Annotated in this window: 26 protein-coding genes; 15 read left to right on the forward strand and 11 right to left on the reverse strand. The window is 52.5% G+C overall.

The features are described from left to right. Positions 1-20 precede the first annotated feature (20 nt). The 3 genes from gsiB to gsiD are packed head-to-tail and all read left to right on the forward strand — an operon-like array spanning position 21 to position 3,442. Complete coding sequence (gsiB, locus tag H650_RS21680) at positions 21-1,562, forward strand: glutathione ABC transporter substrate-binding protein GsiB (RefSeq protein ID WP_020457155.1); 1,542 nt, start codon at positions 21-23, stop codon at positions 1,560-1,562. A 45-nt stretch (positions 1,563-1,607) separates the two neighbouring features. Further along, entirely contained in the window at positions 1,608-2,528 is a 921-nt protein-coding gene (gene gsiC / locus H650_RS21685; RefSeq protein ID WP_020457156.1) for a glutathione ABC transporter permease GsiC, read from the forward strand. 2 nt (positions 2,529-2,530) lie between these two features. Next, positions 2,531-3,442: a glutathione ABC transporter permease GsiD gene (gene gsiD, locus H650_RS21690; protein WP_020457157.1), complete on the forward strand. Its 912-nt coding sequence runs from the start codon at positions 2,531-2,533 to the stop codon at positions 3,440-3,442. Between the two features lie 37 nt (positions 3,443-3,479). On the opposite strand, the gene rimO is transcribed toward gsiD, so the two are convergent. Further along, positions 3,480-4,805: a 30S ribosomal protein S12 methylthiotransferase RimO gene (gene rimO, locus H650_RS21695; RefSeq protein WP_020457158.1), complete on the reverse strand. Its 1,326-nt coding sequence runs from the start codon at positions 4,803-4,805 to the stop codon at positions 3,480-3,482. Positions 4,806-5,255: 450 nt separating this feature from the next. On the opposite strand from rimO, the gene H650_RS21700 reads away from it, so the two are divergent. Beyond that, positions 5,256-6,215, forward strand: coding sequence for a bifunctional helix-turn-helix transcriptional regulator/GNAT family N-acetyltransferase (locus tag H650_RS21700; RefSeq protein ID WP_020457159.1), 960 nt, complete (start codon positions 5,256-5,258; stop codon positions 6,213-6,215). Between the two features lie 87 nt (positions 6,216-6,302). Here the strand turns inward: H650_RS21700 and H650_RS21705 are convergent, their stop codons facing one another. Both H650_RS21705 and H650_RS21710 read right to left on the reverse strand, forming a co-directional pair. After that, on the reverse strand, positions 6,303-7,163 hold the full coding sequence (locus H650_RS21705; protein ID WP_020457160.1) for a hypothetical protein: 861 nt from the start codon (positions 7,161-7,163) through the stop codon (positions 6,303-6,305). A 12-nt stretch (positions 7,164-7,175) separates the two neighbouring features. Then, positions 7,176-8,210, reverse strand: coding sequence for a trypsin-like serine peptidase (locus H650_RS21710; RefSeq protein ID WP_110093656.1), 1,035 nt, complete (start codon positions 8,208-8,210; stop codon positions 7,176-7,178). Between the two features lie 202 nt (positions 8,211-8,412). On the opposite strand from H650_RS21710, the gene H650_RS21715 reads away from it, so the two are divergent. Continuing rightward, entirely contained in the window at positions 8,413-9,381 is a 969-nt protein-coding gene (locus tag H650_RS21715; protein WP_020457162.1) for an alpha/beta hydrolase, read from the forward strand. 29 nt (positions 9,382-9,410) lie between these two features. Here H650_RS21715 and H650_RS21720 read toward each other — a convergent pair whose 3' ends face one another. After that, positions 9,411-9,668, reverse strand: a complete 258-nt coding sequence (locus tag H650_RS21720) for a hypothetical protein (RefSeq protein WP_020457163.1) — start codon at positions 9,666-9,668, stop codon at positions 9,411-9,413. Between the two features lie 206 nt (positions 9,669-9,874). Here H650_RS21720 and H650_RS21725 point away from each other — a divergent pair, with 206 nt between their 5' ends. Further along, positions 9,875-10,348, forward strand: coding sequence for a GNAT family N-acetyltransferase (locus tag H650_RS21725; RefSeq protein ID WP_020457164.1), 474 nt, complete (start codon positions 9,875-9,877; stop codon positions 10,346-10,348). A gap of 117 nt (positions 10,349-10,465) precedes the next feature. Next, on the forward strand, positions 10,466-10,735 hold the full coding sequence (locus H650_RS21730) for a hypothetical protein (RefSeq protein WP_020457165.1): 270 nt from the start codon (positions 10,466-10,468) through the stop codon (positions 10,733-10,735). Positions 10,736-10,745: 10 nt separating this feature from the next. Here the strand turns inward: H650_RS21730 and H650_RS21735 are convergent, their stop codons facing one another. The 3 genes from H650_RS21735 to H650_RS21745 are packed head-to-tail and all read right to left on the reverse strand — an operon-like array spanning position 10,746 to position 12,172. Continuing rightward, positions 10,746-11,183 carry an NUDIX hydrolase gene (locus tag H650_RS21735; RefSeq protein ID WP_020457166.1) on the reverse strand — a complete coding sequence of 146 codons (438 nt, stop codon included), beginning with the start codon at positions 11,181-11,183 and terminating at the stop codon, positions 10,746-10,748. Continuing rightward, on the reverse strand, positions 11,164-11,562 hold the full coding sequence (locus tag H650_RS21740) for an SH3 domain-containing protein (protein ID WP_110093657.1): 399 nt from the start codon (positions 11,560-11,562) through the stop codon (positions 11,164-11,166). Before H650_RS21740 ends, H650_RS21735 begins: the two co-directional genes overlap by 20 nt. Then, the gene (locus tag H650_RS21745) at positions 11,549-12,172 is read right to left on the reverse strand and encodes a glutathione S-transferase family protein (protein ID WP_044489818.1); all 624 of its coding nucleotides are present in this window, start codon (positions 12,170-12,172) and stop codon (positions 11,549-11,551) included. Before H650_RS21745 ends, H650_RS21740 begins: the two co-directional genes overlap by 14 nt. Before the next feature lie 430 nt (positions 12,173-12,602). Between H650_RS21745 and H650_RS21750 the strand changes: the two genes are divergently transcribed. From H650_RS21750 to H650_RS21760, 3 genes are all read left to right on the forward strand, one after another. After that, positions 12,603-12,986, forward strand: a complete 384-nt coding sequence (locus tag H650_RS21750) for a biofilm formation regulator BssR (protein ID WP_017456065.1) — start codon at positions 12,603-12,605, stop codon at positions 12,984-12,986. A gap of 177 nt (positions 12,987-13,163) precedes the next feature. Next, positions 13,164-14,270 (forward strand): PQQ-dependent sugar dehydrogenase, encoded by a 1,107-nt coding sequence (locus H650_RS21755; protein ID WP_020457169.1) that lies wholly within the window; start codon positions 13,164-13,166, stop codon positions 14,268-14,270. A 247-nt stretch (positions 14,271-14,517) separates the two neighbouring features. Further along, on the forward strand, positions 14,518-15,129 hold the full coding sequence (locus H650_RS21760; RefSeq protein ID WP_020457170.1) for a protein phosphatase CheZ: 612 nt from the start codon (positions 14,518-14,520) through the stop codon (positions 15,127-15,129). Between the two features lie 289 nt (positions 15,130-15,418). On the opposite strand, the gene H650_RS21765 is transcribed toward H650_RS21760, so the two are convergent. Beyond that, positions 15,419-16,324, reverse strand: coding sequence for a flagellin N-terminal helical domain-containing protein (locus H650_RS21765; protein WP_020457171.1), 906 nt, complete (start codon positions 16,322-16,324; stop codon positions 15,419-15,421). 753 nt (positions 16,325-17,077) lie between these two features. Here H650_RS21765 and H650_RS21770 point away from each other — a divergent pair. The 3 genes from H650_RS21770 (at position 17,078) to H650_RS21780 (ending at position 19,051) form a co-directional block, all read left to right on the forward strand. Further along, entirely contained in the window at positions 17,078-17,968 is an 891-nt protein-coding gene (locus tag H650_RS21770) for a LysR substrate-binding domain-containing protein (RefSeq protein WP_020457172.1), read from the forward strand. 215 nt (positions 17,969-18,183) lie between these two features. Then, complete coding sequence (locus H650_RS21775; RefSeq protein ID WP_020457173.1) at positions 18,184-18,537, forward strand: hypothetical protein; 354 nt, start codon at positions 18,184-18,186, stop codon at positions 18,535-18,537. 52 nt (positions 18,538-18,589) lie between these two features. Beyond that, a complete protein-coding gene (locus H650_RS21780; RefSeq protein ID WP_233500361.1) occupies positions 18,590-19,051 on the forward strand; it encodes a hypothetical protein in 462 nt (153 codons plus the stop codon). Positions 19,052-19,168: 117 nt separating this feature from the next. Here H650_RS21780 and H650_RS21785 read toward each other — a convergent pair whose 3' ends face one another. Continuing rightward, positions 19,169-19,798 carry a glutathione S-transferase family protein gene (locus H650_RS21785; RefSeq protein WP_020457175.1) on the reverse strand — a complete coding sequence of 210 codons (630 nt, stop codon included), beginning with the start codon at positions 19,796-19,798 and terminating at the stop codon, positions 19,169-19,171. A 336-nt stretch (positions 19,799-20,134) separates the two neighbouring features. On the opposite strand from H650_RS21785, the gene dacC reads away from it, so the two are divergent. Continuing rightward, positions 20,135-21,337, forward strand: a complete 1,203-nt coding sequence (gene dacC / locus H650_RS21790; protein WP_020457176.1) for a serine-type D-Ala-D-Ala carboxypeptidase — start codon at positions 20,135-20,137, stop codon at positions 21,335-21,337. Positions 21,338-21,368: 31 nt separating this feature from the next. Here dacC and deoR read toward each other — a convergent pair whose 3' ends face one another. Both deoR and ybjG read right to left on the reverse strand, forming a co-directional pair. Further along, positions 21,369-22,127 carry a DNA-binding transcriptional repressor DeoR gene (gene deoR / locus H650_RS21795; protein WP_020457177.1) on the reverse strand — a complete coding sequence of 253 codons (759 nt, stop codon included), beginning with the start codon at positions 22,125-22,127 and terminating at the stop codon, positions 21,369-21,371. A gap of 65 nt (positions 22,128-22,192) precedes the next feature. Then, positions 22,193-22,801: an undecaprenyl-diphosphate phosphatase gene (gene ybjG / locus H650_RS21800; protein WP_017456076.1), complete on the reverse strand. Its 609-nt coding sequence runs from the start codon at positions 22,799-22,801 to the stop codon at positions 22,193-22,195. 274 nt (positions 22,802-23,075) lie between these two features. On the opposite strand from ybjG, the gene H650_RS21805 reads away from it, so the two are divergent. Next, positions 23,076-24,308 carry an MFS transporter gene (locus H650_RS21805; RefSeq protein ID WP_020457178.1) on the forward strand — a complete coding sequence of 411 codons (1,233 nt, stop codon included), beginning with the start codon at positions 23,076-23,078 and terminating at the stop codon, positions 24,306-24,308. Positions 24,309-24,327: the final 19 nt, after the last annotated feature.

The raw sequence follows: 24,327 nt of genomic DNA on the forward strand, positions 1-24,327 counted from the left end.
GGGTTCTTCAGGAGAGCAACATGACACAATTCATTTCACGGCACTGGCGGGGACTCGCCAGCGTGATGTTTGCGCTGACCGCCATCCCGGCCGTTGCGGCGAAGGATGTGGTTGTCGCGGTGGGATCCAATTTCACTACCCTTGACCCGTATGATGCCAACGACACGCTGTCGCAGGCGGTGGCGAAATCGTTCTATCAGGGGCTATTTGGCCTTGATAAAGATATGCAGCTGGAATACGTGCTGGCAGAAAGCTACAGCGTTTCCGCTGACGGCATGGTCTATACCATCAACTTGCGCCACGGGGTAAAGTTCCAGGATGGTACGGACTTTGACGCCGCTGCGGTAAAAGCGAACCTCGACCGCGCCAGCAATCCGCGCAACAGCCTGAAGCGCTATAACCTGTATAAAAATATCGCCAGAACCGATGTGGTGGATGCCTACACGGTAAAAATCACCCTCAAGCAGCCTTTTTCCGCGTTTATCAATATCCTCGCCCACCCGGCAACGGCCATGATTTCTCCGGCGGCGCTGCAAAAATATGGCAACGACATTGGTTTTCACCCGGTCGGCACCGGCCCGTATGAACTGGAAGCGTGGAACCAGACCGATTACGTGAAAGTGAAGAGATTCGCCGGGTACTGGCAGCAAGGTTTACCCAAGCTGGACTCCATTACCTGGCGGCCGGTGGTGGACAACAACACCCGCGCGGCGATGCTGCAAACCGGCGAAGCGCAGTTTGCCTTCCCCATCCCTTACGAGCAGGCGGAAGTGCTGAAAAGAAACAGCAAGCTGGAGCTGGTCGCCAGCCCGTCGATTATGCAGCGTTACATCAGCATGAATGTCACGCAAAAACCGTTCGATAACCCGAAAGTGCGCGAGGCGATCAACTACGCTATCAACCGCCCGGCCCTGGTGAAAGTGGCGTTCGCCGGTTTCGCGACGCCCGCCACCGGCGTTGTACCGCCAACCATTGCCTATTCCCAGGCCTATCAACCCTGGCCGTACGATCCGGCAAAAGCCCGCGAACTGCTAAAAGAAGCCGGTTATCCGCAGGGGTTCAGCACCACTTTGTGGTCGTCGCATAACCACAGCACCGCGCAGAAAGTATTACAGTTTACCCAGCAGCAACTGGCGCAGGTGGGCATTAGAGTGCAGGTGACGGCGATGGACGCCGGGCAGCGCGCAGCGGAAGTGGAAGCCAAAGCGCAGGCGCAGAGCGGCGTGCGCATGTTCTACACCGGCTGGTCGGCCTCGACCGGCGAAGCTGACTGGGCGCTGTCGCCGCTGTTCGCCTCATGGAACTGGCCGCCAACGCAGTTCAACACCGCGTTTTACAGCAACCCGCAGGTGGATAAAGACCTGGCCGAGGCGTTAAAAACCACGGATGCCGCGGAGAAAGAGCAGTTGTACAAACAGGCGCAGGATCTCATCTGGCAGGAGTCGCCATGGGTGCCGCTGGTGGTGGAAAAGCTGGTTTCAGCACATAACAAGAAGCTCACCGGTTTCTACATTATGCCCGATACCGGGTTCAGTTTTGATAACGCGGATTTGGTGAAATAACTCACTCCACCTCGCAGAGCAAAAGGAGGCGTGAGGGAACGCACAATGCAAAATTATATTATTAAACGCTTGCTGGGCCTGATCCCGACGCTACTGATTGTGGCGGTGCTGGTGTTTCTGTTTGTCCACTTGCTGCCGGGCGATCCGGCGCGGTTGATTGCCGGGCCGGAAGCCGACGCGCAGGTCATTGAGCTGGTGCGCCAACAGCTTGGGCTGGATCAACCGCTGTGGCGGCAGTTCTGGCACTACATCGGCAATGTGCTGCAAGGCGATTTTGGTATCTCGATGGCCTCGCGCCGCCCGGTGGTGGAGGAAATCGCCAGCCGCTTTATGCCGACGCTGCTGCTGACTATCACCAGTATGTGCTGGGCGATGCTGTTTGGGCTCGGCGCGGGAATTGCCGCCGCCGTGTGGCGCAACCGCTGGCCGGATCATCTGGGGATGGCGCTGGCGGTAACGGGCATGTCATTCCCCGCGTTTGCACTCGGTATGTTGCTGATGCAGATCTTCTCGGTTGAACTCGGCTGGCTGCCGACCGTGGGTGCCGACAGCTGGCAACACTACATTTTGCCGTCATTAACGCTCGGTGCGGCAGTGGCGGCGGTGATGGCGCGTTTTACCCGCGCCTCGTTCGTGGACGTGCTCAACGAGGACTACATGCGTACCGCGCGTGCCAAAGGCGTAAGCGAGCGCTGGGTTATTCTCAAACATGGTCTGCGCAACGCGCTCATCCCGGTGGTCACCATGATGGGGCTGCAATTCGGCTTTTTGCTCGGCGGCTCCATTGTGGTGGAGAAAGTCTTCAACTGGCCTGGGCTGGGCCGTTTGCTGGTGGACTCGGTGGAGATGCGCGATTACCCGGTGATTCAGGCCGAGGTGCTGCTCTTCTCGCTGGAGTTTATTCTTATCAACTTAGTGGTGGATGTGCTCTACGCCGCCCTTAATCCCACGATCAGGTACAAGTAAGGATGCGATTATTAAACTGGCGTCGACAGGCGGTGCTAAACGCCATGCCCGTAGTCAAACCGGGGCATGTGCGCACGCCGTGGCATGAATTCTGGCGGCGTTTTTGCCGCCAGCCGCTGGCGATGGCCGCCGGGATTTTTGTGCTGCTGCTGATCCTGTTGGCGATTGTCGCCCCGTGGATAGCCCCGTTCGATGCGGAAAACTATTTTGACTATGACCGGCTTAATGAAGGGCCGTCGCTGGTGCACTGGTTCGGCGTCGATTCGCTGGGGCGCGACATTTTAAGCCGCGTGCTGGTCGGCGCGCAGATTTCGCTTGCCGCCGGTCTTTTTGCGGTGCTGATTGGCGCGCTCATCGGTACGGTGCTGGGATTGCTGGCGGGTTACTACGAAGGCTGGTGGGATCGCCTGATTATGCGCATCTGTGATGTGCTGTTCGCGTTTCCCGGCATTCTGCTGGCGATTGCGGTGGTGGCGGTGATGGGTAGCGGCATGGCGAACGTGATCATCGCCGTGGCGGTGTTCTCCGTGCCGGCGTTTGCCCGTCTGGTGCGCGGTAACACGCTGGTGCTCAAGCAACAAACCTTTATCGAATCCGCGCGCAGCATCGGGGCCAGCGATGCGGTGATCCTGTTTCACCATATTCTGCCGGGCACGGTATCGTCGATTGTGGTCTATTTCACCATGCGTATCGGCACGTCGATTATCTCAGCCGCCAGCCTGTCATTTTTAGGCCTGGGCGCGCAGCCGCCCACCCCGGAGTGGGGCGCGATGCTCAATGAAGCGCGTGCGGATATGGTGATTGCGCCGCATGTGGCGCTGTTCCCTTCGCTGGCGATTTTTCTGACGGTGCTGGCGTTTAACCTGCTGGGTGATGGCCTGCGCGACGCGCTGGACCCGAAGATTAAGGGATAGAAGGTTCCCTCTCCGTATGAGGAGAGGGAAGGAAGGCTTAAACGCGGGAGCCCCACAGATCGTATTCGTCGGCGTTTTCCACTTTGACGCGGACAACGTCGCCCGGTTTAACCCCGGTTTCGCCGTTCAGGTACACCGCGCCGTCGATTTCCGGAGCGTCCGCCATGCTGCGGCCAATCGCGCCTTCTTCGTCCACTTCATCGATGATCACCAGAATTTCGCGGCCGATTTTTTCCTGCAAGCGCTCGGCGGAGATCTGCTGTTGCAGTTGCATAAAGCGGTTCCAGCGCTCCTCTTTCACCTCTTCCGGCACCTGATCGGCCAGTTCGTTGGCGGTTGCTCCTTCTACCGGGCTGTATTTAAAGCAGCCGACGCGATCCAGACGCGCTTCCTGGAGGAAATCGAGCAGCATCTGGAAATCTTCTTCAGTTTCGCCAGGGAAACCGACGATAAAGGTGGAACGCAGCGTCAGTTCCGGGCAGATTTCACGCCACTGCTTAATGCGCGCCAGTTGCCTGTCGACCGCGCCGGGGCGCTTCATCAGCTTGAGAATGCGCGGGCTGGCGTGCTGCAGCGGGATATCCAGATACGGCAGGATCTTGCCTTCCGCCATCAGCGGAATGACATCATCCACGTGCGGATACGGGTAAACGTAGTGCAGACGCGTCCAGACACCGAGTTTCGCCAGTTGCTCACACAGGCCAACCATGCTAGTTTTCACTGGCTCGCCGTTGTGAAAGCCCATGCGGTGTTTTACATCCACGCCGTAAGCGGAGGTGTCCTGCGAGATCACCAGCAGCTCTTTCACGCCGGCATCGACCAGACGTTTGGCTTCGGCTAACACCTCGCCAATCGGGCGGCTTACCAGATCGCCACGCATCGACGGAATAATGCAGAACGTGCAGCGGTGGTTACAGCCTTCGGAAATTTTCAGGTAAGCGTAGTGGCGCGGCGTCAGTTTGACGCCCTGTTCCGGCACGAGGCTCAGGAACGGATTGTGCTTTGGTTTCGGCACATAGTGATGAACATGTTCCAGTACCTGCTCATAGCTGTGCGGCCCGGTGATCTCCAGCACTTTCGGGTGCACTTCGCGGATCTGATCCTCTTTTGCGCCCAGGCAGCCGGTCACAATGACTTTGCCGTTTTCATTCAGCGCTTCGCCGATGGCTTCCAGCGACTCTTGCACCGCGCTGTCGATAAAACCGCAGGTATTGACGATAACCATGTCAGCGTTGTCATAGCTTGGCACCACGTCATAACCTTCGGTGCGCAGTTCGGTGAGAATCCGTTCGGAATCCACCAGGTTTTTTGGGCAGCCAAGAGAGACAAAGCCGATTTTCGGCTGCAGGTTCACATTGCTCATAGTTCAAAAATTAATCAGTTATAGGATCTTAGGGCAGGGATTGTACAGGGCTCTCGCCTGGATTTATAGGGTAATTAAGGGGGAGCGCAGGGAATTCTGAGCAGCAACATGCGGCTTTTGGGCGGGAAAGGTGTAGCTGACGCGGCAATACGGGCTGAGACCTCATCAACGGTTCCTGTGTTACCGCATCGGGATTTGCGAGCATGCTTCCAGTAATATCAATCTATTCAGCAAGTTAGCTGTAAACCCTTGTCGCTTGTAGTGTTACGCTTTATATGTGCCCTGCGCCTGCAAAATCAGGCGTCGGGGTTAGCCTTCTTGAAACCGTGTAGTAACACGTAGTGTCGCGTGTCCGGTCATAGCGCTTTTGACCCTATAAAAGCTATGTTGACAGCCTGGTTTGTTGATGGTTGTATTGTACAACTATCTACTCCCCTCTGAGGTAACAACGTGGCCGCTGACCAACTGATCAACGATATCCGTTCCGCATCACGGCGGATGGTGCGTGAGCTGGGCTTTATGAACAGCACGCTTGCGGCGACGGATTATTCTCCTTCCGCCGTTCATACTCTGCTGGAAGTGGAAAAACAGGGGGCGATGACGGCAGCGCAGCTGGTGCAGATCCTGGGGCTGGAGAAATCAAGCGTCAGCCGTATGCTGAGCCGGCTTATCGCCGCCGGTGAATTGCAGGACGTACCCTCGGCTGCGGATGCGCGCTATAAAACGCTACAGTTGACCGCGCAGGGCAAAGCGAGCGTCGCGCGCATTAACAATTACGGTGCGATGCGTGTGCGCGAGGCGCTGCAACATCTGACTGCTGCCGAACAGGAGGCGGTTGCTCGCGGCTTGTCGGCCTATGCCACCGCGCTTGAAGCCTGCCGCCAGGGCGCACCGCGTCCTGGCCGTGAAAAGCCAGAAATCGTCACCGGTTATCTGCCGGGAATGATTGGCCGTATCAGCGAAATGCACGCCAGCTACTATTCGCAACATTATGGTTTCGGCTATTTTTTTGAAAGCAAACTGGCCGCGGGCCTGGCCGAATTCGCCGGACGTCTGGAGAATGCGCGTAATAACATCTGGCTCGCGGTTTATAAGGGCAAAATCGTCGGCTCGGTGGCCATTGACGGGCAAGATTTAGGCAATAACGAGGCGCATCTGCGCTGGTTTATTCTTGATGATGAATGCCGTGGCACCGGCATGGGACGTCAACTGCTCGCCAAAGCGATGCAGTTTTGCGATGAACAACAGTTTTCTGCGGTGCAGCTCTGGACATTCAGCGGGCTGAACGCCGCGCGCGCCCTTTACGAATCTTTCGGTTTCACCCTGAGCAAAGAGTGGCAGGGCGAACAGTGGGGAAGCACAATGCTGGAGCAGCAATTTACCCGCTGCGGGGAAATTGCGCAGCGTTAGATCCGTTGCGCTATGAGCTTGGCTGGAGCAGAGCTTACAGCCTTTTGTGTCCCGATAAGGCTGGCTATTAACCGCTACACCCGCGCTTTATTTTGCCGTTTTTTCGGCGATTTTTTTATCAATATACGTTTTAAGGATTTGCTGCTGCGCTGCCACGACGTCACTTGATGACACCGCTTGCAGCAGCCCGGCGAGCGTTTCATTGTCTGGCCCCTCCGTGACGGTAATTTTCAGGGTATACGGCGTCACTTTTGCCAGCTCAATGGTTTTGCCGTGCGTTATCACTGCTTGTTGGTTGTAATAACGCCCGACATATACTTTATCAAACTCGATCGTGGCATCATTACCGCCAAAATCTATCGCCACGGTTAATCCGTGATGATTATTCATGCCGTATGGCCGCAGTTGTTTGGGGTAAAAAAGAGAATACGGAACAAACGATAATCGCTCTTCGCTATGCTGGATTTTAATTTGCATAGCAAAACCGAGATCGCTGGTTAATTGCCCGGCCAGAAGAGGCGTATTGTAATATTGATAGGGTAATCCGGGCGTTGTCAGATTATTTTTTCCTGTGCCGCCGAACTGACCATAAACCAGCGTTAAACATTGCGCGTTAGAAATTAGCGTGGTTCTACTCGGATAAATATAGGCATTTAACGGGTAGGGCTTCGCCATATTGCTACCAACTTTTGATATAAGCGAAAAACCATATTTAAGGGTTTCACTCAGGATCGGCGTAGCCACCGCTAATAATAGCGCGGCGGCTTCAGGAGAACCTCTGTCCTCATCTAACGCCGCAGGGCAGGGATCTCCCGATATAAACGCGCGCATCTCTTCAATTCCGCCCTCCTTTATTGTTTGCGGGTTATAGCTGACGGTGTTTGTATGCTCACTTGTACACCCTGCCAGAAGGGTGCTGATCAATAAGAATGTTTTTTTGCCAGGCATACGGGTCACCTCTTAAAAGGGCAGTTTTGATTTCGGTACAGCGTAATTAGCCAGTAATTTTTCGATGTTCAATTTGCACATGTTTTTACTGAGAGTTTGTTCCGATGAAATATGGATGCCACTTATAACCACGCTATTTTCCGTTTTGCTTTTCGTCACATTGACGATGGGCGCACCGGAAAAGCCCTGGAGCACCGTACACAAATGAATAAGACAGTTATCATTGATATAAACCACCTTGCAGCTTTTATTTTGTTGGTTATCGGTTGCTGCCATATTAGAGGCCTGATAATTGTCGGGGATCTTTTCAGGGGAAGAAATAGCAACGCCCGGTATCCATAATTCATCATTAACGTCGGCTTGTTGCCACTGAACAGGGGGCGAGGCAATATTTACTTTATCAACCGTTAAAACAGCATAATCACAATAGCTGCCCTCGGTTTGAAAACACACTTTGCCATTCTGTTTACTGACTTTTCTCGATTCGCCGTTACTAAAATAAGCCGTATCAACATTACAATGCGCCGCGGTGACAACGGTGGTGTTATTGATTAAAAAGCCGCTGCACGCTTCTAATGACGAACGCAGATAAACAACCGAAGGAATAAATTTAGCGGCATAGGGAAATGTCTCAACGTTATTCTTTTCCAGCTTTTTTTGACAGCGGCTGATAACCAACTGCGCCGATTCTTTATCACCATAGGTACTATAATAATTCACCGTCGCCGAATTACAGTCAGGCGTATTTTCCGCAATGCTGCCTGGCGGTAAATGCAGTTTCTCCATGACGATTTTGTTGTCTTCGTTACGCGTGGGGTATTGGTTGATACCCTCCTGCTGCATGTTGCGGATGGTCAGTTTGAACAGCGTTGATTCATGTTCCGCTGATTTTATTCCCTTATCAAACGGGTGCTTTTTCAGTAGATCATCGGTCTGGAGTTGCTCGATATTTAACCCGTCATTGCTGACGATGGCAGTCTCACGCGCGCCCACCTGATTGATAATGCTACATAACATGAGCAACAGAAGTGGGAGTATCGCTCGCATGGTAACGATCCAGAATGCAGGAGTATTACTGAATTATCAGACGCTGCGGTGCAAAGTTTTCTCATACGAAAGTATGATTTTTGTTTCCAGATAAGAAGCCTGTTGCCGTTATCAGGCGAGACTGCAACAACGGCCCTTTTGGTTGCAATTAATAATGATTCGCATTAACTTCGTTGTGAATTTCTTGTACCAGGGAAGGATAATGTTCACGCGTTCATTTAAAAATGGCTTCATATTCCTGCGATTAAGCTCGTTTAACGCAGGCGGTTTTTCGAGCCCAGGCGCAGTAATTCGCCAGTTGGCGGCACTCCTGCTGATGCTCTGCGCGGCGAACAGTTATGCCCGCCCGGACATGACGCCGTTGGGGCCGAATATCGCCGATAAAGGTTCTGCGTTTTATCATTTCACTGTTAATACTTTTGATTCCACCGACGGCAAGCGCCATTACAAAGTGTGGACCGCCATCCCGAATAAAAAGCCGCCCGCCAGTGGTTATCCGGTGCTCTATCTGCTGGACGGCAACGCGGTGATGGACCGGTTATCCGATGAGCTGTTGCAAAAACTGTCGCAGCGCGATCCGCCCGTGCTGGTGGCGATTGGCTATCAGACCGATCTGCCGTTTGAGTTAACCGCCAGAGCGTATGACTACACGCCCGCAACGCAAAGTAGCCCGCAGAATCTGCGCGGCAGAACCGGTGGCGGTAGCGCGATTTTCCGCAGGTTACTGGAGCAGACCATTGCCCCGCTGGCTGAAAAAGATCTCGCTATCGACCCGCAAAAGCGGGCGCTGTGGGGGCACTCTTACGGGGGACTGTTCGTGCTGGAGAGCTTTCTGTCGTCCGATTTCTTTCACACGTTCTACTCAGCCGTCCCTTCGCTGGATCGTAATAACGCTGCACTACTGAGCGCACTTGAGCGTGTCAACACAGCGCAGAGCCGCCAGAAATCAGTGTGGTTTATGGAAGGCGACGGCGACAGAAAAACGCAGGACGAAAACGCCACCTCGGACGTGTTAGCTGCCCTAAGCCAGACGGTTTCATGCCTGCGTAGCAGAGGCATACCGGCGACTTACCGGCTTTATCCCGGCCTGACGCACGGCGCGATGTTTGCCGCCTCGATGCACGCGGCGCTGTTGCATGTGTCCGGTGAGACGCTTCCTGAAGCAGAGTAAAAAAGGCCGCGAATGCGGCCTTCAGCGGTTTAGCTCAATGCATAAATCGCGTCGAAAATGGTGGCGGGAATACACCAGTCTTTGGTGAACTCTTCGAGCGCTTCCAGGTTCTCTTTGAAATGCGCCAGCATGATATCAATTGCCTGCGCTTCGTCTTCCGCCTGGGTTTCAAACGGCATTTTGTGAAAGCCATCAGCTTTAAGCTGCCGCACTTCTTCGGCGGACAAGGTTTTTTTCTCATAGACATTCACGGCAATGTCACTGGAGTAGAACACATAGGTTTTCATGACATCTTCCTTGTAAATGAAGCGGTTGGTGGCAGCTATGTTATCGGCATCGGGCAATGTTCGTTTACCCCTGCACGATATAAATTATTACTATGCGCTTCGCTTGCCCGGTAAAAAAGCCCCTGGTTTTCGTCTTTTCTCGCGCTCACCGGCGCGCAAAATTCATGCTAATTTGAACGTTTTCCTCACGTGATAAAGGCAGGGTTATGGCAAGTTTCGACGTTCAGGAATGGCGCAAAGAGAATTACCTGGTAACAACCGACGCCGAAAAGCAGGATATTGCAGCGATCCACCGTTATCTGACGCGATCAACATGGGCGGTGGGGATTGACCGGGAGACGGTGGCGATCTCCGTGCAAAATAGCCTTAATTTCGGTCTGTTTCATGGTGAGGCGCAGATAGGTTTTGCCCGGTTAGTGACCGATTACGCCACCTTCGCCTACCTGTGTGATGTGTATGTGCTGGAAGCGTATCAGGGGCAAAAACTGGGAAAATGGTTAATCGCCTGCTGCCATGCGCATCCGGTTTTTGAAAAACTGCGCCGGATTGTTCTCTTTACTTCCACCGCGCCCTGGCTGTACGCGCAGGCGGGTTATGAACCTGTTAACCGGCCCGATTACACGTGGACGATTGCCCGTCCGGATATCTACAAGAGCAGGAATAACCCGACTAAAGAGTAGCGCGCCTGCACCATCGCGGTAAAAGTGGACAATGCGGTTAATGCCGCGTTGCCATTGCTATGCCGTTCCCGCGCTGGTAAAAACGGCCGGTTTACTAACACCGGAAAGGGAAAAACGATGCGCAGGACAATCATTAAGATTCTGGCGGGGCTGCTGTATGTGGTGCTCGCCTTTTTTATTAGCGCTGTCATCAAGCCGGTTAACCAGTTCTGGCAATGGTCATCGGACTGGCTGTTTGATCTGCTCTGGCGACACCACATGATTACCGATACCTACGAATGGGGGATGGATCCACCAGGCACCATAATGCTGGTGACAATTGTGCTGGTGATCGCCTGGCTTTTAGCCCGCAGCGTTAAAGTGCTACGGGCTAAAATCGGGCGCTGAGTGCCGCGTTTTACCATCCGTATTCTGAATAAGGTTGCCCGGCGGCGATCTGCGCAATCGCATGTTTGACATAGCCAATCGTGTTTTCAGGTAAATCGTCAATGGCGTGCCAGCATAAATCGCCATGTTTCTCCGGTTCGGCGATAAACGGCTCGCCCTGCCAGCGCGTGCAACTGAAAAAGTGGCCCATCCACGAGCGATTCTCTGTCCAGACGTGCAGCGTATGCGCCAGCTGAAGATCATCCGGTGCGATGACCACGCCCGTCTCCTCGTTGGCTTCCCGTGCCGCTGCTGCCCCCAGCGTTTCGTACTGCTCCAGACCACCGGCGGGTAGGCTATAGCAACCGTCCATCCAGCCTGTTCCGGTGCGTTTAAGCATGCAAATCTGCTTCTCTTTTCGCAGCAATACGAATACCGCAACCGACAGGTTATAGCGCTCTCTTGTCATTTTCTTCCCTCTGTTTATCCTTCAGCCTGATATGCTCCTGCGGCACCCAACCCTGTTCTCCATCCGCTTTTTGCGCGTAGTACCAACCATAAAGCGCCTTGATAAGCGTGAGTGTTTCCCCGACACGCACGGTGAGTTCATGGGCGCAATAGTCATCAAGCGCTGTTCCTTCACACGCGCTCAGCGGTGCGAAAAGCTGCTGCGGCGCCCAACCACTTTTTCCTGAGGCTAACGTCACCCACACCCAGCCGCGCCACTGCAAATCGCAATGACTTATCAGCACGCGTTCGCCTTTGCCGACCGCAATCGGATCGGGATACGCCGACGTGTAATCGCGGATAACTTTCGCCTGGAATGGCATCGCTTTACACCATGCCATTATTGCCGTGGCGCAGAAATGCCGGGCGCTGGTTTAACCGCGCGAACCAGGCGTCAATGGCAGGAACCGGCGGGTGGTCGAATGGCGTCATCTTCCAGCGGTTGACCGACAGCCCCAGCACCACATCCGCCAGCGTAAAGGTGTCACCTGCGGCGAATGCTCCGGTGCGCTGCAATTGCTGCTCCAGAATGCCGATGCAGTGATTCCACTCTTTGATGCCTGCTGCGATGGCTTTCGGGTCGTTAAAGTCCGGGTTCTTGCGTGCCAGTGCCGGGAAGACATAACGCCAGGCGTTGTTGAACTCGGTGGCCTGCCAGTCCATCCAGTGTTCAACGTTGGCGCAGGCTTGCGGCTCACTGGGAAGCAAATCCTCACGCCCGGCTTTACGCACCAGATAACGGCAAATCGAGTTGGATTCCCACAATACAAAACCGTCGTCTATCAGTACCGGCACCATCGCGTTAGGGTTCATAGCGCGGAATTCATCCGTTTCGGTGGAGGCAAAACCGCTGCCGTAATCTTCCTGCACATAATCCAGCCCGGCTTCTTCACAGGTCCAGAGTACTTTTCGCACATTGATCGATGTCGTTTTGCCAAGAATTTTAAGCATGTTGCAGGTGTCCATTCGTGTAATTAATCGTTTAAAAACAATACACCAGACAAATGCTTTCTGACCACCTGCAGATGCGTGCCAGCACGTCACGGTCACTCATGATATTAGCGGACGGCAAACACACGGGATAAAGCGTAATGCATGGCGGCAGACGCGTAAGGGTGAGAACAGTCGTGCGGAGGCGTGATGGGGCAGTCTGGCTCAGTGAGCGGCGGGTGAGATAGAGCGAGTTAACTGATTCATTTGTGAAAATTATGGATTGCTGGAGGCGCGGGATATCACCGAGCACGGTGGTTGGCTGGCGTGGCTCACTTTAAGTGAAATGTAAAGGTCCGGCAGATAAAATTAAATATTGACCGGACGCATGCTTTTGTTCAAAAAGCGACCATACTATGATCCTACACTGGCTGACAAGGGGGGAAGATGTATGACCGTTGATGAACTTGCGCGTCGTCTGCTGACGAAGTTGATTGCTGCCCGAAGTGACCTTGCGGCCTATATCCAGATGCGAAAAGCGAAAGGGTATATGTCGGTCAGCGAAAATGATCGTCTGCGTGAACGCTTCTTTGCCCTGGCGCTGGAGATCCGCGATAAAGGCGAACGGTTAAACGAAATGCCGGATCGCGACTCACGTAGTGCGATATACCGCGCCGAGGAAGCGCTCTCCTCAGCAGCTGTTTGTCTGATGAGCGGGCGACAGGATTGTCCCACCTATATTTCGGTGAATGTCGACAAGCTGGAACGTTCGCTGAATGTGCTTAATTACTGCATTCAGTATCTGAACGAGCATTCACCGCTCGAAGAAGCCTGATACCAGGGGGAGGAAACTCCCCCTTTCTGCCCCTGCCTCCTCGACGTTGCTCCGCCGGTTTTACTGTAACACCCGCGCTGCGCATGCGGTTGTGTATAGGCAGTGTAAAAGTCGCTTCTGCCCGCGCTGCGCGGTCTACCCTTTATCAGAATAAAAAACTGCATAAAGGAGCGCCGTATGCGCCAGATCCCGCTGCTTTTTCTGTTTCTCTCCCTCTCGGTGTGCGCCGCACCTGCTGCGGTGAAAGTCGATGTATTGCAAACCAAACTCGATCACCCCTGGGCGCTGGCGTTTCTGCCCGATAATCACGGCATGTTGATTACCCTGCGCGGCGGGCAACTGCGTTTATGGCAACAAGATAAGGGCATTTCCGATCCAATTACTGGCGTTCCCGAAGTCTGGGCGCACGGGCAGGGGGGCTTGCTGGATGTGGCGCTGGCACCGGATTTTGCCCAGTCGCGCCGGGTGTGGCTGAGCTACGCCGAGGCCGGTGAGGATGATAAAGCCGGAACGGCGGTCGGGTATGGCCGTCTTAGCGAGGATTTTAAACGCCTCGACGATTTCCGGACGGTGTTTCGCCAGCAGCCGAAACTCTCTACCGGTAACCATTTTGGCGGTCGGCTGGTGTTTGATGGTAAAGGCTATTTATGGATTGCGCTCGGCGAGAATAACCAGCGCTCGACGGCGCAGGATCTGGATAAATTACAGGGCAAACTGGTGCGGCTGACGGCCGAGGGCAAGGTGCCGCAGGATAACCCGTTTGCCGGTAACGCGGGGGCACGAGCGGAAATCTGGTCTTATGGTATTCGCAATCCGCAGGGAATGGCAATCAACCCGTGGAGTAACGCGTTGTGGCTCAACGAGCATGGCCCGCGCGGCGGCGATGAGATCAACATTCCGCAAAAGGGTAAAAATTACGGCTGGCCAATTGCCACCTGGGGTATCAACTACAGCGGGCTGAAGATCCCGGAAGCGAAAGGGGAGATTGTCGCCGGAACCGAGCAGCCGATCTTTTACTGGAAACGATCCCCGGCGGTCAGCGGTATGGCGTTTTACAACGCTGACGTTTTCCCGCAGTGGAAAAACAAACTGTTTATCGGCGCGCTGAAAGAGAAAAATGTCATCGTCATGAGCGTGCAGGGTGACAAGGTGACGGAAGATGGCCGTATTCTCGGCGATCGCGGGCAGCGTATTCGCGATGTCCGCGTTGGGCCGGACGGTTATCTCTATGTTCTGACCGATGAATCCGACGGCGCGTTGTGGAAAGTCAGCCCGGCCTCCTGAAGCAGAAAGGGGATATTCCCCTTTCTTCATTCCGCGTATTAGTCGTAGGTATTTTCCGTTCTGAAATTAACAGGTAAAAGCTATATTTTATTTTCCTATAAACGTTTTCATCTAATTATTTTTAAATAAACAAATGCCGGGTTTTTTATTTTTATAGCGTTTGGTTATGTGACTATTTTTATTTAAGTGCCAGCAGCGATTGCCGATAACTGAATATCTTAGAGTATGCGTTAAAGGAGAGGTAATAATGCATCATCAAGGTATTTCGGGTACGTCGACGGATATTTATGAATTGATTTCCCGCATTGGTAACGTCACCCGCATGTTAAGAAGCAGCCTGCGTGAGTTAGGCCACGATATCACCATTGCTGAACTGGCTAACTCCATCCCTGACGCGCGCAGTCGTTTGCAATATGTCGTCGATCTTACGGCGCAGGCGTCGGGTAAGACGCTCACCTATATCGAACTGACACAACCCCTGCAGGAGCAACTGAGCCAGCAAGCCAGCCAGTTGCTTTCGCAATGGCAGCAACATAATGAAGCCGCAAGTATCGATGAGACGATGGCGCTTGCCCGCGCCACGCATGATTGGCTGGGCTCTGTGCCGACGTGCACCGAAGCCAGCAAATCCAGGCTGCGGGAAATTATGATGGCGCAAGATTTCCCGGATACCACGGCGCGGATTATTGTGCGCATGATGGCGTTGCTGGAAAATATTGAGAAAGAATTCCTGAACGTGCTGTTTGAAAACGTACCGCGAGAAGGACGCGCGGCAATCAAGCAAGCCAGCGCTGATCCGACAGCCCCGCAGGCAGCCGAGCAAGATATTGACGAATTGCTGAATAGCCTTGGTCTGTAATTTATTTTGTTAGTGCTTCACCCTCGTTGTTGTGTTTATTGATATCCTCTAATTGTTATTTTGGTGAATGCAATTCTATTGCATTCACTTTTTTTGGTTGTTTATCTCGCATAACAAACGCACGCCTTTAAATAAAAAAATCCCGCAATGCCATCAACATATGCGGGATAAAAAAGAAAAATAAATTCGTTATACTCAATGAAGCCCGCCCTCATGACAAAGCGGGTGTTAGTCAAGGAATGACATCTTTGAAATCCGCTCTGAAGGAGGTAAGCGGATTTCACACAACTTAACGCAGCAGGGACAGCATGGTCTGCGGAACCTGGTTAGCCTGCGCCAGTACGGAACTGCCAGCTTGCTGCAGGATCTGCGAACGGGACATGTTAGACACTTCTGTCGCGTAGTCAGAATCCTGAATCCGGCTGCGCGCTGCCGACAGGTTGTTCACGGTGTTGTTCAGGTTGGAAATGGTTGATTCAAAACGGTTCTGGGAAGCACCGAGCAGGCTGCGTTCGGTATCCACGGCTTTGATGGCTTTATCCAGATCGGCCAGCGGATTACCGTCGGTGGTGCCGCCGGAGCTGACAACGCCCTGCAGCACATCAAAGCCATGCGCGTCAGTAGAACGTGCGCTGCCGTTGACGATCTGGCCTGTTGTTGCGGCCGTCGCACCGGTGGTGTTGTAGAGGTTGAACGCGTCGCTGCTGCTCACGGTAATGCTGATGGTTTCGCCATCTTTCGCGCCAACCTGGAAATTATACTGGCTGTCGCCCGAGCCGGTATTCAGCACTTTCAGGCCGTTAAAATCGGTCTGGGTGGTAATGCGGTTGATTTCTTCCATACGCTGGTTCACTTCCGCCTGGATGGAGTCAACATCGGACGCGGAGTTGGAGCCATTCTGCGCTTGTACAGTCAGGTCGCGAATACGCTGCAGGTTATTATTCACTTCGCTCAGTGCGCCTTCGGTAGTCTGCGCCAGTGAAATGCCGTCATTCGCGTTACGCACCGCAACGGAAAGACCATTAATATTTGACGTGAAACGGTTAGCAATTGCCTGACCAGCAGCATCATCTTTTGCGCTATTAATACGCAGACCGGATGACAGACGCTCAATAGACGTGCCTAAAGAAGACTGAGATTTGCTCAGGTTATTTTGGGTCATTAAAGACAACGTGTTGGTATTAATAACGGCCATTTCATTTCTCCAGAAATATAGAAGTAATCTATGAGTATTGCCCAAAATCGCTGGGCGAAATGGATATCGTCCACGGGGAATAAAACTTTAAATTTAAATGCCTAATAGTTTATTTTTATAAAAGAATCTATTTAATATGATGATTTTATAACTAATAGTGGTTTTAAATATATTTAAATTGCCGCTGATGCATTCTATTTTAATAATGCTTATAGGCTGATTCGATCATAATTTCGCATAGGTTAGTGAGAAATAAGAATAACCGCATTAGACTAGTTTAGCATTGCTAAACTACAATTAAGTATTGTTGAATTGTTTGTTGGAAAGAATATTTTTTGTAACTTTAATGCAGGTAAATTCGCTTTTCCTGACGCCAGGATGCTGCTAGGCTCATATTTAATCAGGTAGTTGTCTTCAACGTTATTTGTCCTGAAAGGTTAAATGTTGCCCATAATGTGGGTACTAAAAGCAAATTCTAACATTATTGCATCGTTGCATCCTATTAAGCGGTTGATGATATGAATTAACAATTAAAGTTTTGCGCCAGAATTTCGATTACTGATTAGAAAGAATATTGCGTTGTTTATATAACAAATAACTGAATAGTTGTGCCGGAGATGGCACTTAAATTAAATTTAGCACGAAAAATCACGCATCAGTCCCGGTCGTGTTTGCTGCCCTGGCTGAAACATAAAAGGCTTATATTGTGTGGTGTTTCTGTGTTTTTTGTCTGCACACGGGAGAGTTGACGTTATGAGAACGCAAGATTTGGAATACTTCGTCGCGTTGATAAAACATATGAATTTTCAAAAGGCGGCTGAGGAGTGCGATGTTTCTCAACCCACCCTGAGCATTCAAATCAAAAAACTGGAAGAGGAATTAGGCATTCCATTGCTGCACCGCAAAGGCAAAGGGTTTAGCCTGTCGCCGATCGGCTTGCATTTGTTGCCACTGATCGAAAATATTCTTCGAGAGGTGCATAACCTGCATGAGTTAGCGCAGCGGCTACGTTTTCAACCGGTTGGCGTTATCAATATTGGTGTAACCCCGACGCTTGGGTCGTATATATATGAAGACCTGTTCAGCGCGTTCAAAGAAAAATTTCCGGATAATGAGATCAAGCTCCATGAAGTCAGTGAAGATAATTTGCTGAGTATGTTAGGGAAAGGGCAATTACAGTTGGGGCTGCTGATAGGGCCGATTGCTAACGATAACTTCCTCGAGGCTCAGCTCTATGAAGAGCAATTTGTGCTGGGCGTAAACAACAGCCATCCGCTGTCGAAACAAGAAGTGATTGATCTCAGCGAGTTGAAAAAACATAAACTTATTATGACCAAATCGATGCCAGAACATCTCAATCTTGAACCTGGCAGCGAAGAGATCCTCAACCATGCACGGAGTATTTCAAACGATCTGGAAACTATCCGATATATGGTAAAAAATTCGGATAATGTCTCGTTTTTTCCAAAACTTTCAACGCTCGGTAACGATCATAATAGTATAAAATATATTAATATCAAAAATAATAATTTATCCCGTCGGGTTTTCATGATGGTGCGTGAAGGCGATATTATGAAGGAAAAATATTATAGTTTTGGCAGCGACGTTGGCGGTAGAATTAACGCAAGGCTGAATACGCTGTAATGGCTTTATTGTCTTAATTACGCAGTAACCACAGCCTCATGATCGCTGGCTATGAATATATATTGAGATACAAACATTTTTTTTTTGAAAAGTGTTTGTCTCTCAGCCCTATTACTGTGTCTGTAATTTGGGATTAGTCCGTTTTATTGCACTTAATTGTCAATGAAAACGCCGGGTGTAGACGCTGGCAAATTTAATGATGTCAGAGGTGATTCATGTTTCTTAATCCAAAATATACCAACGTTCATCGTTCGCTACTTGCCATTATCAAACCTGCATTGAATGAACATGCTTTTGAAAATAAAAGAACGGACGCCTGTTTTGCGCTGAAAAAATTGATGGCGCTGTATAATGAACTTCGCGTTGAACTGACGCTGCAGCCATATCCGCCAGAGTTGACCGATTTTTTATTTACCTATGAATGTGCGTTGATAACACTGGATGATTATTTACACTCCAGCTCCCCCAGAGAAATGAGTCACGCCATTAGCACCTGCTTTCAATATATAGAAACCGTCCCGGTATTGCTGCGGCGTGTTTCGGTTCAGTACCGCATGCAAGCCATGTGAAAATTAATGATTTAGCTGTAGCGGAAATCTTATATCACTTTACGAGATGGGTATGATGGATAATGTCGCCACTGAGCAGTTGGGGCTGTCGTTAGAACGGGCAAGTTTTTTAAAGAAAAGATCGCAATCATTTCTGTCGGTCGCCAGACAATCTGGCTTAGCCGGTTACGCTTTTACTCAGCGGGATGATGCGCTGAGTGATGATCATGCTGCGGTGATTTCGGGTATGGAGTTTGGCGAAGAGGTGACGCTTTTGCAGGAGACTCTGCAGAATATCGATTTTGCTATCCATAAACTCGACGCGATAAATAATGATGAAGTGGCCGAACCTGACGTGATGGCCTTTTATCAGGATGCAATCGAGCTTCTTGATGAGGCCGAAGCGCTGCTGGAAGAGTGCTGCGAAGTGGATCGTATTGACTACGCGACGGATGAGATCGAATGGGATGAAAGTAGCCTGGTTCCCTTAGAAGACGATCCACTGTTTGCGGATGGCGAGGGCGAAGAGGAGTAACGTCTTTGCTGCTGGCTGCCAGACTTTATAGATTGCCGCGTGGGTGTACCGGATGGCGCCGGCGCGTTTGCTGTCAACAGCAGGCGATAACGTCAGCGCCACCGGTTAAAAACAGGTTCAGGTCACCGGGATCATTACCGCGTTTTTGAAGCCGGGACGTTCGCACAATTGCGCATACCAGCGTTGCAGGTTGGCGTGCGGTGCCCAACTTAACCCGGGGATATTGTAAAGGTTATAGATAAACGGGCCGACGGCGATGTCGCCGCAGCCAAACGCTTCCCCTGAGAGCCAGGGCTGCTTTGCCAGTACATCGTCGAGCATCGCGAACAGCCCATCCAGCGCTTTTTTGTTGGCTTCAATCGCGGCGTTGTCGCGCTGTTCCGGCGCGGTGCGCACCAGCCCCTGCAGCAGTGGGCCATGTTTTGGCGAAAGGGTGCTCAGCGCCCAGTCCATCCACTTTTCCCCTTGCGCTCGCTCAGCAGGGGAGTCGACCCACAAACGGCCCTGACCGTACTGCGCCGCCAGGTAACGCACGATGGTGTTGGATTCCCACAGCACCACGTTGGTTTCATCGTCCCGTAGCAGCGGCACCAGACCATTCGGGTTCATCGCCAGATACTCAGGCTCATGGTTCACGCCGAACTCTCTGCCTGCCAGAATATGCTGGTACGGTAATTCCAGCTCTTCCAGCAGCCAGCGAACTTTTTTGACGTTAGTAGAGTTATTTCTGCCCCATAGCGTTATCATTTTTACCTCAGTGGTGTGAATGAGTGTCGGTGTGACATTCATCGTGTGCCAATCTCCGACATTCTTCAAGTTGCAGATGTGCGGGTTTTGTTACCGGTTTCTTCGTAAGCGTCGTTCCTTCGGCGCCAGCGCAAGCACGGCTCAACGCGCGAGGTGCAACGCGAATGATTCAGGGGATAAATATTCAGCACAAACGGAGCGCAACACGCTGTTATTGCGTAAACTTTAAAAACTTTACCCAGTGACGGTTTTTTTCGTTTCGTTTGTGCGCTATTACTCACCGTTTGTTGCGGCACGGTGTTGTGACGTTTTTGAATGGATACTCGGGTGGCCCCTATGACGCATTTCTCTTTATCCCTTCGCAGCCTGGTTGCGGGCTCTGCGCTGTTGATGCTTTTCTCCCCTTCGTTGTACGCGGTGGAACAAACGCCGGGTGCGCCTACCGTCGATGCGAGGGCGTGGATCCTGATGGATTACGCCAGCGGTAAGGTGCTGGCAGAAGGCAACGCTGACGAGAAGCTTGATCCTGCCAGCCTCACGAAGCTGATGACCAGCTATGTAGTTGGCCAGGCGCTGAAAGCCGGAAAAATTCATCTCACTGATACAGTGACCGTCGGCAAAGACGCCTGGGCGACCGGCAACCCGGCGCTGCGTGGCTCTTCGCTGATGTTCCTGAAACCCGGCGATCAGGTTTCCGTGGCCGATCTCAACAAAGGCGTGATTATCCAGTCCGGCAACGATGCCAGTATCGCCATCGCAGATTTTGTGGCGGGCAGTCAGGACTCATTCGTCAGCCTGATGAACAGCTACGCGCAAAAACTCGGCCTGACCAATACCACCTTTAAAACGGTACATGGCCTGGATGCGCCGGGGCAGTTCAGCACCGCGCGTGATATGGCGCTGCTCGGCAAAGCACTGATTCGTGATGTGCCGGACGAGTACGCCATTCACAAAGAAAAAGAGTTCACCTTCAATAAGATCCGCCAGCCGAACCGTAACCGGTTGCTGTGGAGCACCAGCATGAACGTGGATGGCATGAAAACTGGCACCACCGATGGCGCGGGTTACAACCTGGTGGCCTCGGCGACGCAAGGTGATATGCGCCTGATTTCTGTGGTGCTGGGCGCGAAAACCGATCGCATCCGTTTTAATGAGTCAGAAAAATTGCTCACTTGGGGTTTCCGTTTCTTCGACACGGTTACGCCTATCAAGCCTGACGCGACGTTTGTCAGCCAGCGCGTGTGGTTTGGCGATGAGAGCGAAGCGAAACTTGGCGCGGGCGATACAGGCTCTATCACCATTCCTAAGGGGCAATTAAATAACCTGAAAGCCAGCTACACCTTAACGCAGCCGGAACTGCAGGCACCGCTGGCTAAAGGCCAGGTGGTGGGCACCATCGATTTTCAGTTGAACGGTAAAACCATTGAGCAACGTCCGCTGGTGGTGATGGAAGCGGTGGAAGAGGCCGGTTTCATTGGCCGGATGTGGGATTTTGTGTTGCTGAAATTGCATCAGTGGTTTGGCGGCTGGTTCTCCTGATACAACCTCGACCGTGCCCAGCCGGGCGCGGTCAATAGAGCAACGTTAGCTGGTGTTTTTTTGCTTCGCTCTCCAGCGCTTCGTCGGGGCGACAGTCGCTGACCAGTACATCAAAGCGGCTTAATGGCCCCATGCAGGCCGAACGCACTTTGCCGAACTTGCTGTGATCCACCACCAGAACGTGGTATTGCGCGCAGGCCATCGCCCAGTGTTTTACCGGCAACTCTTCCAGATTAAAACAGGTCGCGCCCTGCTGCGCATGCACGCCCGCCGCCGAATAAAAGGCGATATCCGGGCGCAGATTGTTCAGCGTTTCGTTGAAGTTCAACGGTTTGAAAATGGCGTTGCTGGCGTGGAACTCACCGCCGCTGAGAATGGCGCGACACTGTGGTTTTTCCTGTAATGCCAGAAAGGTGTTCAGTGAGTAACAGACGCCGGTGAAGGGCAGATCGTCCGCAATGGCTTCAATGATCCACGGCGTGGTGGTGCCGCAATCGAAAAAGGCCATCTGATGCGCTTTAAGTAGCCCGGCGGCAAGTTTTGCCGCGTGGCGCTTCTCTTCTACCAGACGATTTTTTTGGTCGCTTAACAGATAATGGCTGGCGGAGCGCGGCTCCAGGACGATGTAACCGCCCAGCAGCACGACCGGCGCGCTGTTGGCGCTGAGATCGCGGCGAATGGTCATTTCAGATACGCCAAGCAGCGTCGCCGCCTCTTTCAGGTGCAGTTTATCGCTGCGCTTGAGCGCCGCCAGCAGCTGGCCTATCCGTTCGTCGCGTCTTGTTTCCATAATTCCCCTGAATAAAAGAAAGCCCTGCATTGAGCAGGGCGTTCATATTACCTTTGCCTCAGGGCTTAGTCACGTACCCAGCCGCGGCGAATCAGCATGGCGAAACAGGCGCGATAGAGTTGTTGCACACTGTGGTAGAGCGCCGGGCCAAAGCCTTGCCAGAGGATTTGCGCCGACAAACAGCCGCCGATGCCAACCAGCAGCGCGCCGAGCATATCCAGCGGCCAGTGCACGCCAAGATAAACGCGTGACCAGGCGATGGTCAGACCGATGACCATCAACAGCGCGCCCGACCACAAACGGTGCCAGGCAAGGAAAGCGACCGCAAAGGTGAAGATCACCGTGCCGTGATCGCTCGGGAAAGAACTGTCCGGTGCATGGTGCAGGAAGTTGTAGCCCACGCGATCGGCAAAGGGGCGATCGTGGGGGAAAAAATGCCCCAGCAACGCCGAACAACAAAGACTGACCAGCATCGCCAGTGTGACTTTAATTACCAGCTGGCGCTGCGCGTTCACCTGTTCGCGTGGACCCCATAACCAGAGGCCAACGGCTAGCAGCGGTACGATGCTAATCAAATCGCTGGCGGCAAAATCGGCAAACGCAATCAGCCAGCGCGGAGAGTCTGGCGTGGCGTTAATCCAGTAAAACAGGGTGTAATTCAGGCTCTCTAACATACGTTTGTTACTCTTTGATGAAATAAGCAAAATTGACGCGAAAGTGCCCACCTTAAAAGCGGCATGATTAACGGTAAAGTGGTTTTGTCTTACTCATCTGAGAGTTAGACGATTCCTGGAGTAAAGCACGGAAGGCGTATAGTACGGCGGTGCACTTAAGTGAACCTTAAACGAACTGAAATGTGCTTTATTTATTGTGTGACTGAAAATTTCCTATCGCTGCAAAGCGGCTTTGATTACACTCTGCGCGATTTTTCATAGATGAAGAGATTGCATGCAAAACCATTCCTTAACGGGCCAACGTCTGGGACGACGGGCGCTACTGTTTCCCCTCTGCCTGGTGCTTTACGAATTCTCCACCTATATCGCCAACGATATGATCCAGCCCGGCATGCTGGCCGTGGTGGAGCAGTACAACGCCGGCATTGAGTGGGTTCCAACGTCAATGACCGCTTACCTCGCGGGCGGCATGTTTTTGCAGTGGCTGCTGGGGCCGCTGTCGGATCGCATTGGCCGCCGCCCGGTGATGCTGACCGGCGTGGTGTGGTTTATCGTTACTTGCCTGGCAACACTGCTGGCGCAGGACATTGAGCAATTCACGTTACTGCGCTTTTTGCAGGGCATTAGCCTGTGCTTTATTGGCGCGGTAGGTTACGCGGCGATCCAGGAATCCTTCGAAGAAGCGGTGTGCATAAAAATCACCGCGCTGATGGCAAACGTGGCGCTGATAGCGCCGCTGCTCGGTCCGCTGGTGGGCGCTGCGTGGGTGCATGCCGCGCCGTGGCAGGGAATGTTTGTCCTCTTCGCGTTGCTGGCGGCTTTCTCCTTTGTTGGCCTGCAACGGGCAATGCCGGAGACCGCCACGCGGCTGGGTGAAAAGCTCTCCTTTAAAGCCTTGTGGCGCGACTATGTCGAAGTGATGAAGAACCTGCGTTTTGTCGCCGGGGCGCTGGCGACAGGTTTTGTCAGCCTGCCTTTGCTGGCGTGGATTGCCCAGTCGCCGATTATCATCATCAGCGGCGAGCAACTGAGTAGCTATGAATACGGCTTGTTGCAGGTGCCGATTTTTGGCGCTCTGATTATCGGTAACCTGGTACTGGCGCGACTGACTTCACGGCGCACTGTGCGCGCGTTGATCATTATGGGCGGCTGGCCTATCGCGGCCGGGTTGCTGCTGGCGGCTGTTGCGACAGTTGCCTCTTCGCATGCCTATTTGTGGATGACCGCCGGGCTGAGCCTTTACGCCTTTGGTATCGGGCTGGCGAATGCCGGGCTGGTGCGTCTGACCCTGTTTGCCAGCGATATGAGTAAAGGCACCGTTTCGGCGGCAATGGGCATGTTGCAGATGTTTATTTTTACCGTCGGTATCGAAATCAGTAAACACGCCTGGCTGAGCGGCGGCAATGGCTTGTTCAGCCTCTTCAACCTGGCTAATGGCGTACTGTGGCTGGGCTTGATGGTGGTATTTCTGCGTGATAAACGAGTGGGGAATTCGCTGGAAGGATAGGGCGGCGCGCATTAACAGC

It is taken from the genome of Enterobacter sp. R4-368, assembly GCF_000410515.1.
Classification (GTDB): domain Bacteria; phylum Pseudomonadota; class Gammaproteobacteria; order Enterobacterales; family Enterobacteriaceae; genus Kosakonia.

Coding starts and splice junctions, on each gene's coding strand:
- gsiB (WP_020457155.1), top strand. CDS start 21: ATGACACAATTCATTTCACGGCACTGGCGGGGACTCGCCAGCGTGATG.
- H650_RS21765 (WP_020457171.1), bottom strand. CDS start 16,324: ATGGCCGTTATTAATACCAACACGTTGTCTTTAATGACCCAAAATAAC.
- dacC (WP_020457176.1), top strand. CDS start 20,135: ATGACGCATTTCTCTTTATCCCTTCGCAGCCTGGTTGCGGGCTCTGCG.
- gsiD (WP_020457157.1), top strand. CDS start 2,531: ATGCGATTATTAAACTGGCGTCGACAGGCGGTGCTAAACGCCATGCCC.
- H650_RS21780 (WP_233500361.1), top strand. CDS start 18,590: ATGATGGATAATGTCGCCACTGAGCAGTTGGGGCTGTCGTTAGAACGG.
- H650_RS21750 (WP_017456065.1), top strand. CDS start 12,603: ATGACCGTTGATGAACTTGCGCGTCGTCTGCTGACGAAGTTGATTGCT.
- H650_RS21715 (WP_020457162.1), top strand. CDS start 8,413: ATGTTCACGCGTTCATTTAAAAATGGCTTCATATTCCTGCGATTAAGC.
- H650_RS21720 (WP_020457163.1), bottom strand. CDS start 9,668: ATGAAAACCTATGTGTTCTACTCCAGTGACATTGCCGTGAATGTCTAT.
- H650_RS21805 (WP_020457178.1), top strand. CDS start 23,076: ATGCAAAACCATTCCTTAACGGGCCAACGTCTGGGACGACGGGCGCTA.
- rimO (WP_020457158.1), bottom strand. CDS start 4,805: ATGAGCAATGTGAACCTGCAGCCGAAAATCGGCTTTGTCTCTCTTGGC.
- H650_RS21740 (WP_110093657.1), bottom strand. CDS start 11,562: ATGGCATGGTGTAAAGCGATGCCATTCCAGGCGAAAGTTATCCGCGAT.
- gsiC (WP_020457156.1), top strand. CDS start 1,608: ATGCAAAATTATATTATTAAACGCTTGCTGGGCCTGATCCCGACGCTA.
- H650_RS21775 (WP_020457173.1), top strand. CDS start 18,184: ATGTTTCTTAATCCAAAATATACCAACGTTCATCGTTCGCTACTTGCC.
- H650_RS21710 (WP_110093656.1), bottom strand. CDS start 8,210: ATGCGAGCGATACTCCCACTTCTGTTGCTCATGTTATGTAGCATTATC.
- H650_RS21770 (WP_020457172.1), top strand. CDS start 17,078: ATGAGAACGCAAGATTTGGAATACTTCGTCGCGTTGATAAAACATATG.
- H650_RS21705 (WP_020457160.1), bottom strand. CDS start 7,163: ATGCCTGGCAAAAAAACATTCTTATTGATCAGCACCCTTCTGGCAGGG.
- H650_RS21745 (WP_044489818.1), bottom strand. CDS start 12,172: ATGCTTAAAATTCTTGGCAAAACGACATCGATCAATGTGCGAAAAGTA.
- H650_RS21730 (WP_020457165.1), top strand. CDS start 10,466: ATGCGCAGGACAATCATTAAGATTCTGGCGGGGCTGCTGTATGTGGTG.
- H650_RS21760 (WP_020457170.1), top strand. CDS start 14,518: ATGCATCATCAAGGTATTTCGGGTACGTCGACGGATATTTATGAATTG.
- ybjG (WP_017456076.1), bottom strand. CDS start 22,801: ATGTTAGAGAGCCTGAATTACACCCTGTTTTACTGGATTAACGCCACG.
- H650_RS21785 (WP_020457175.1), bottom strand. CDS start 19,798: ATGATAACGCTATGGGGCAGAAATAACTCTACTAACGTCAAAAAAGTT.
- deoR (WP_020457177.1), bottom strand. CDS start 22,127: ATGGAAACAAGACGCGACGAACGGATAGGCCAGCTGCTGGCGGCGCTC.
- H650_RS21725 (WP_020457164.1), top strand. CDS start 9,875: ATGGCAAGTTTCGACGTTCAGGAATGGCGCAAAGAGAATTACCTGGTA.
- H650_RS21735 (WP_020457166.1), bottom strand. CDS start 11,183: ATGACAAGAGAGCGCTATAACCTGTCGGTTGCGGTATTCGTATTGCTG.
- H650_RS21755 (WP_020457169.1), top strand. CDS start 13,164: ATGCGCCAGATCCCGCTGCTTTTTCTGTTTCTCTCCCTCTCGGTGTGC.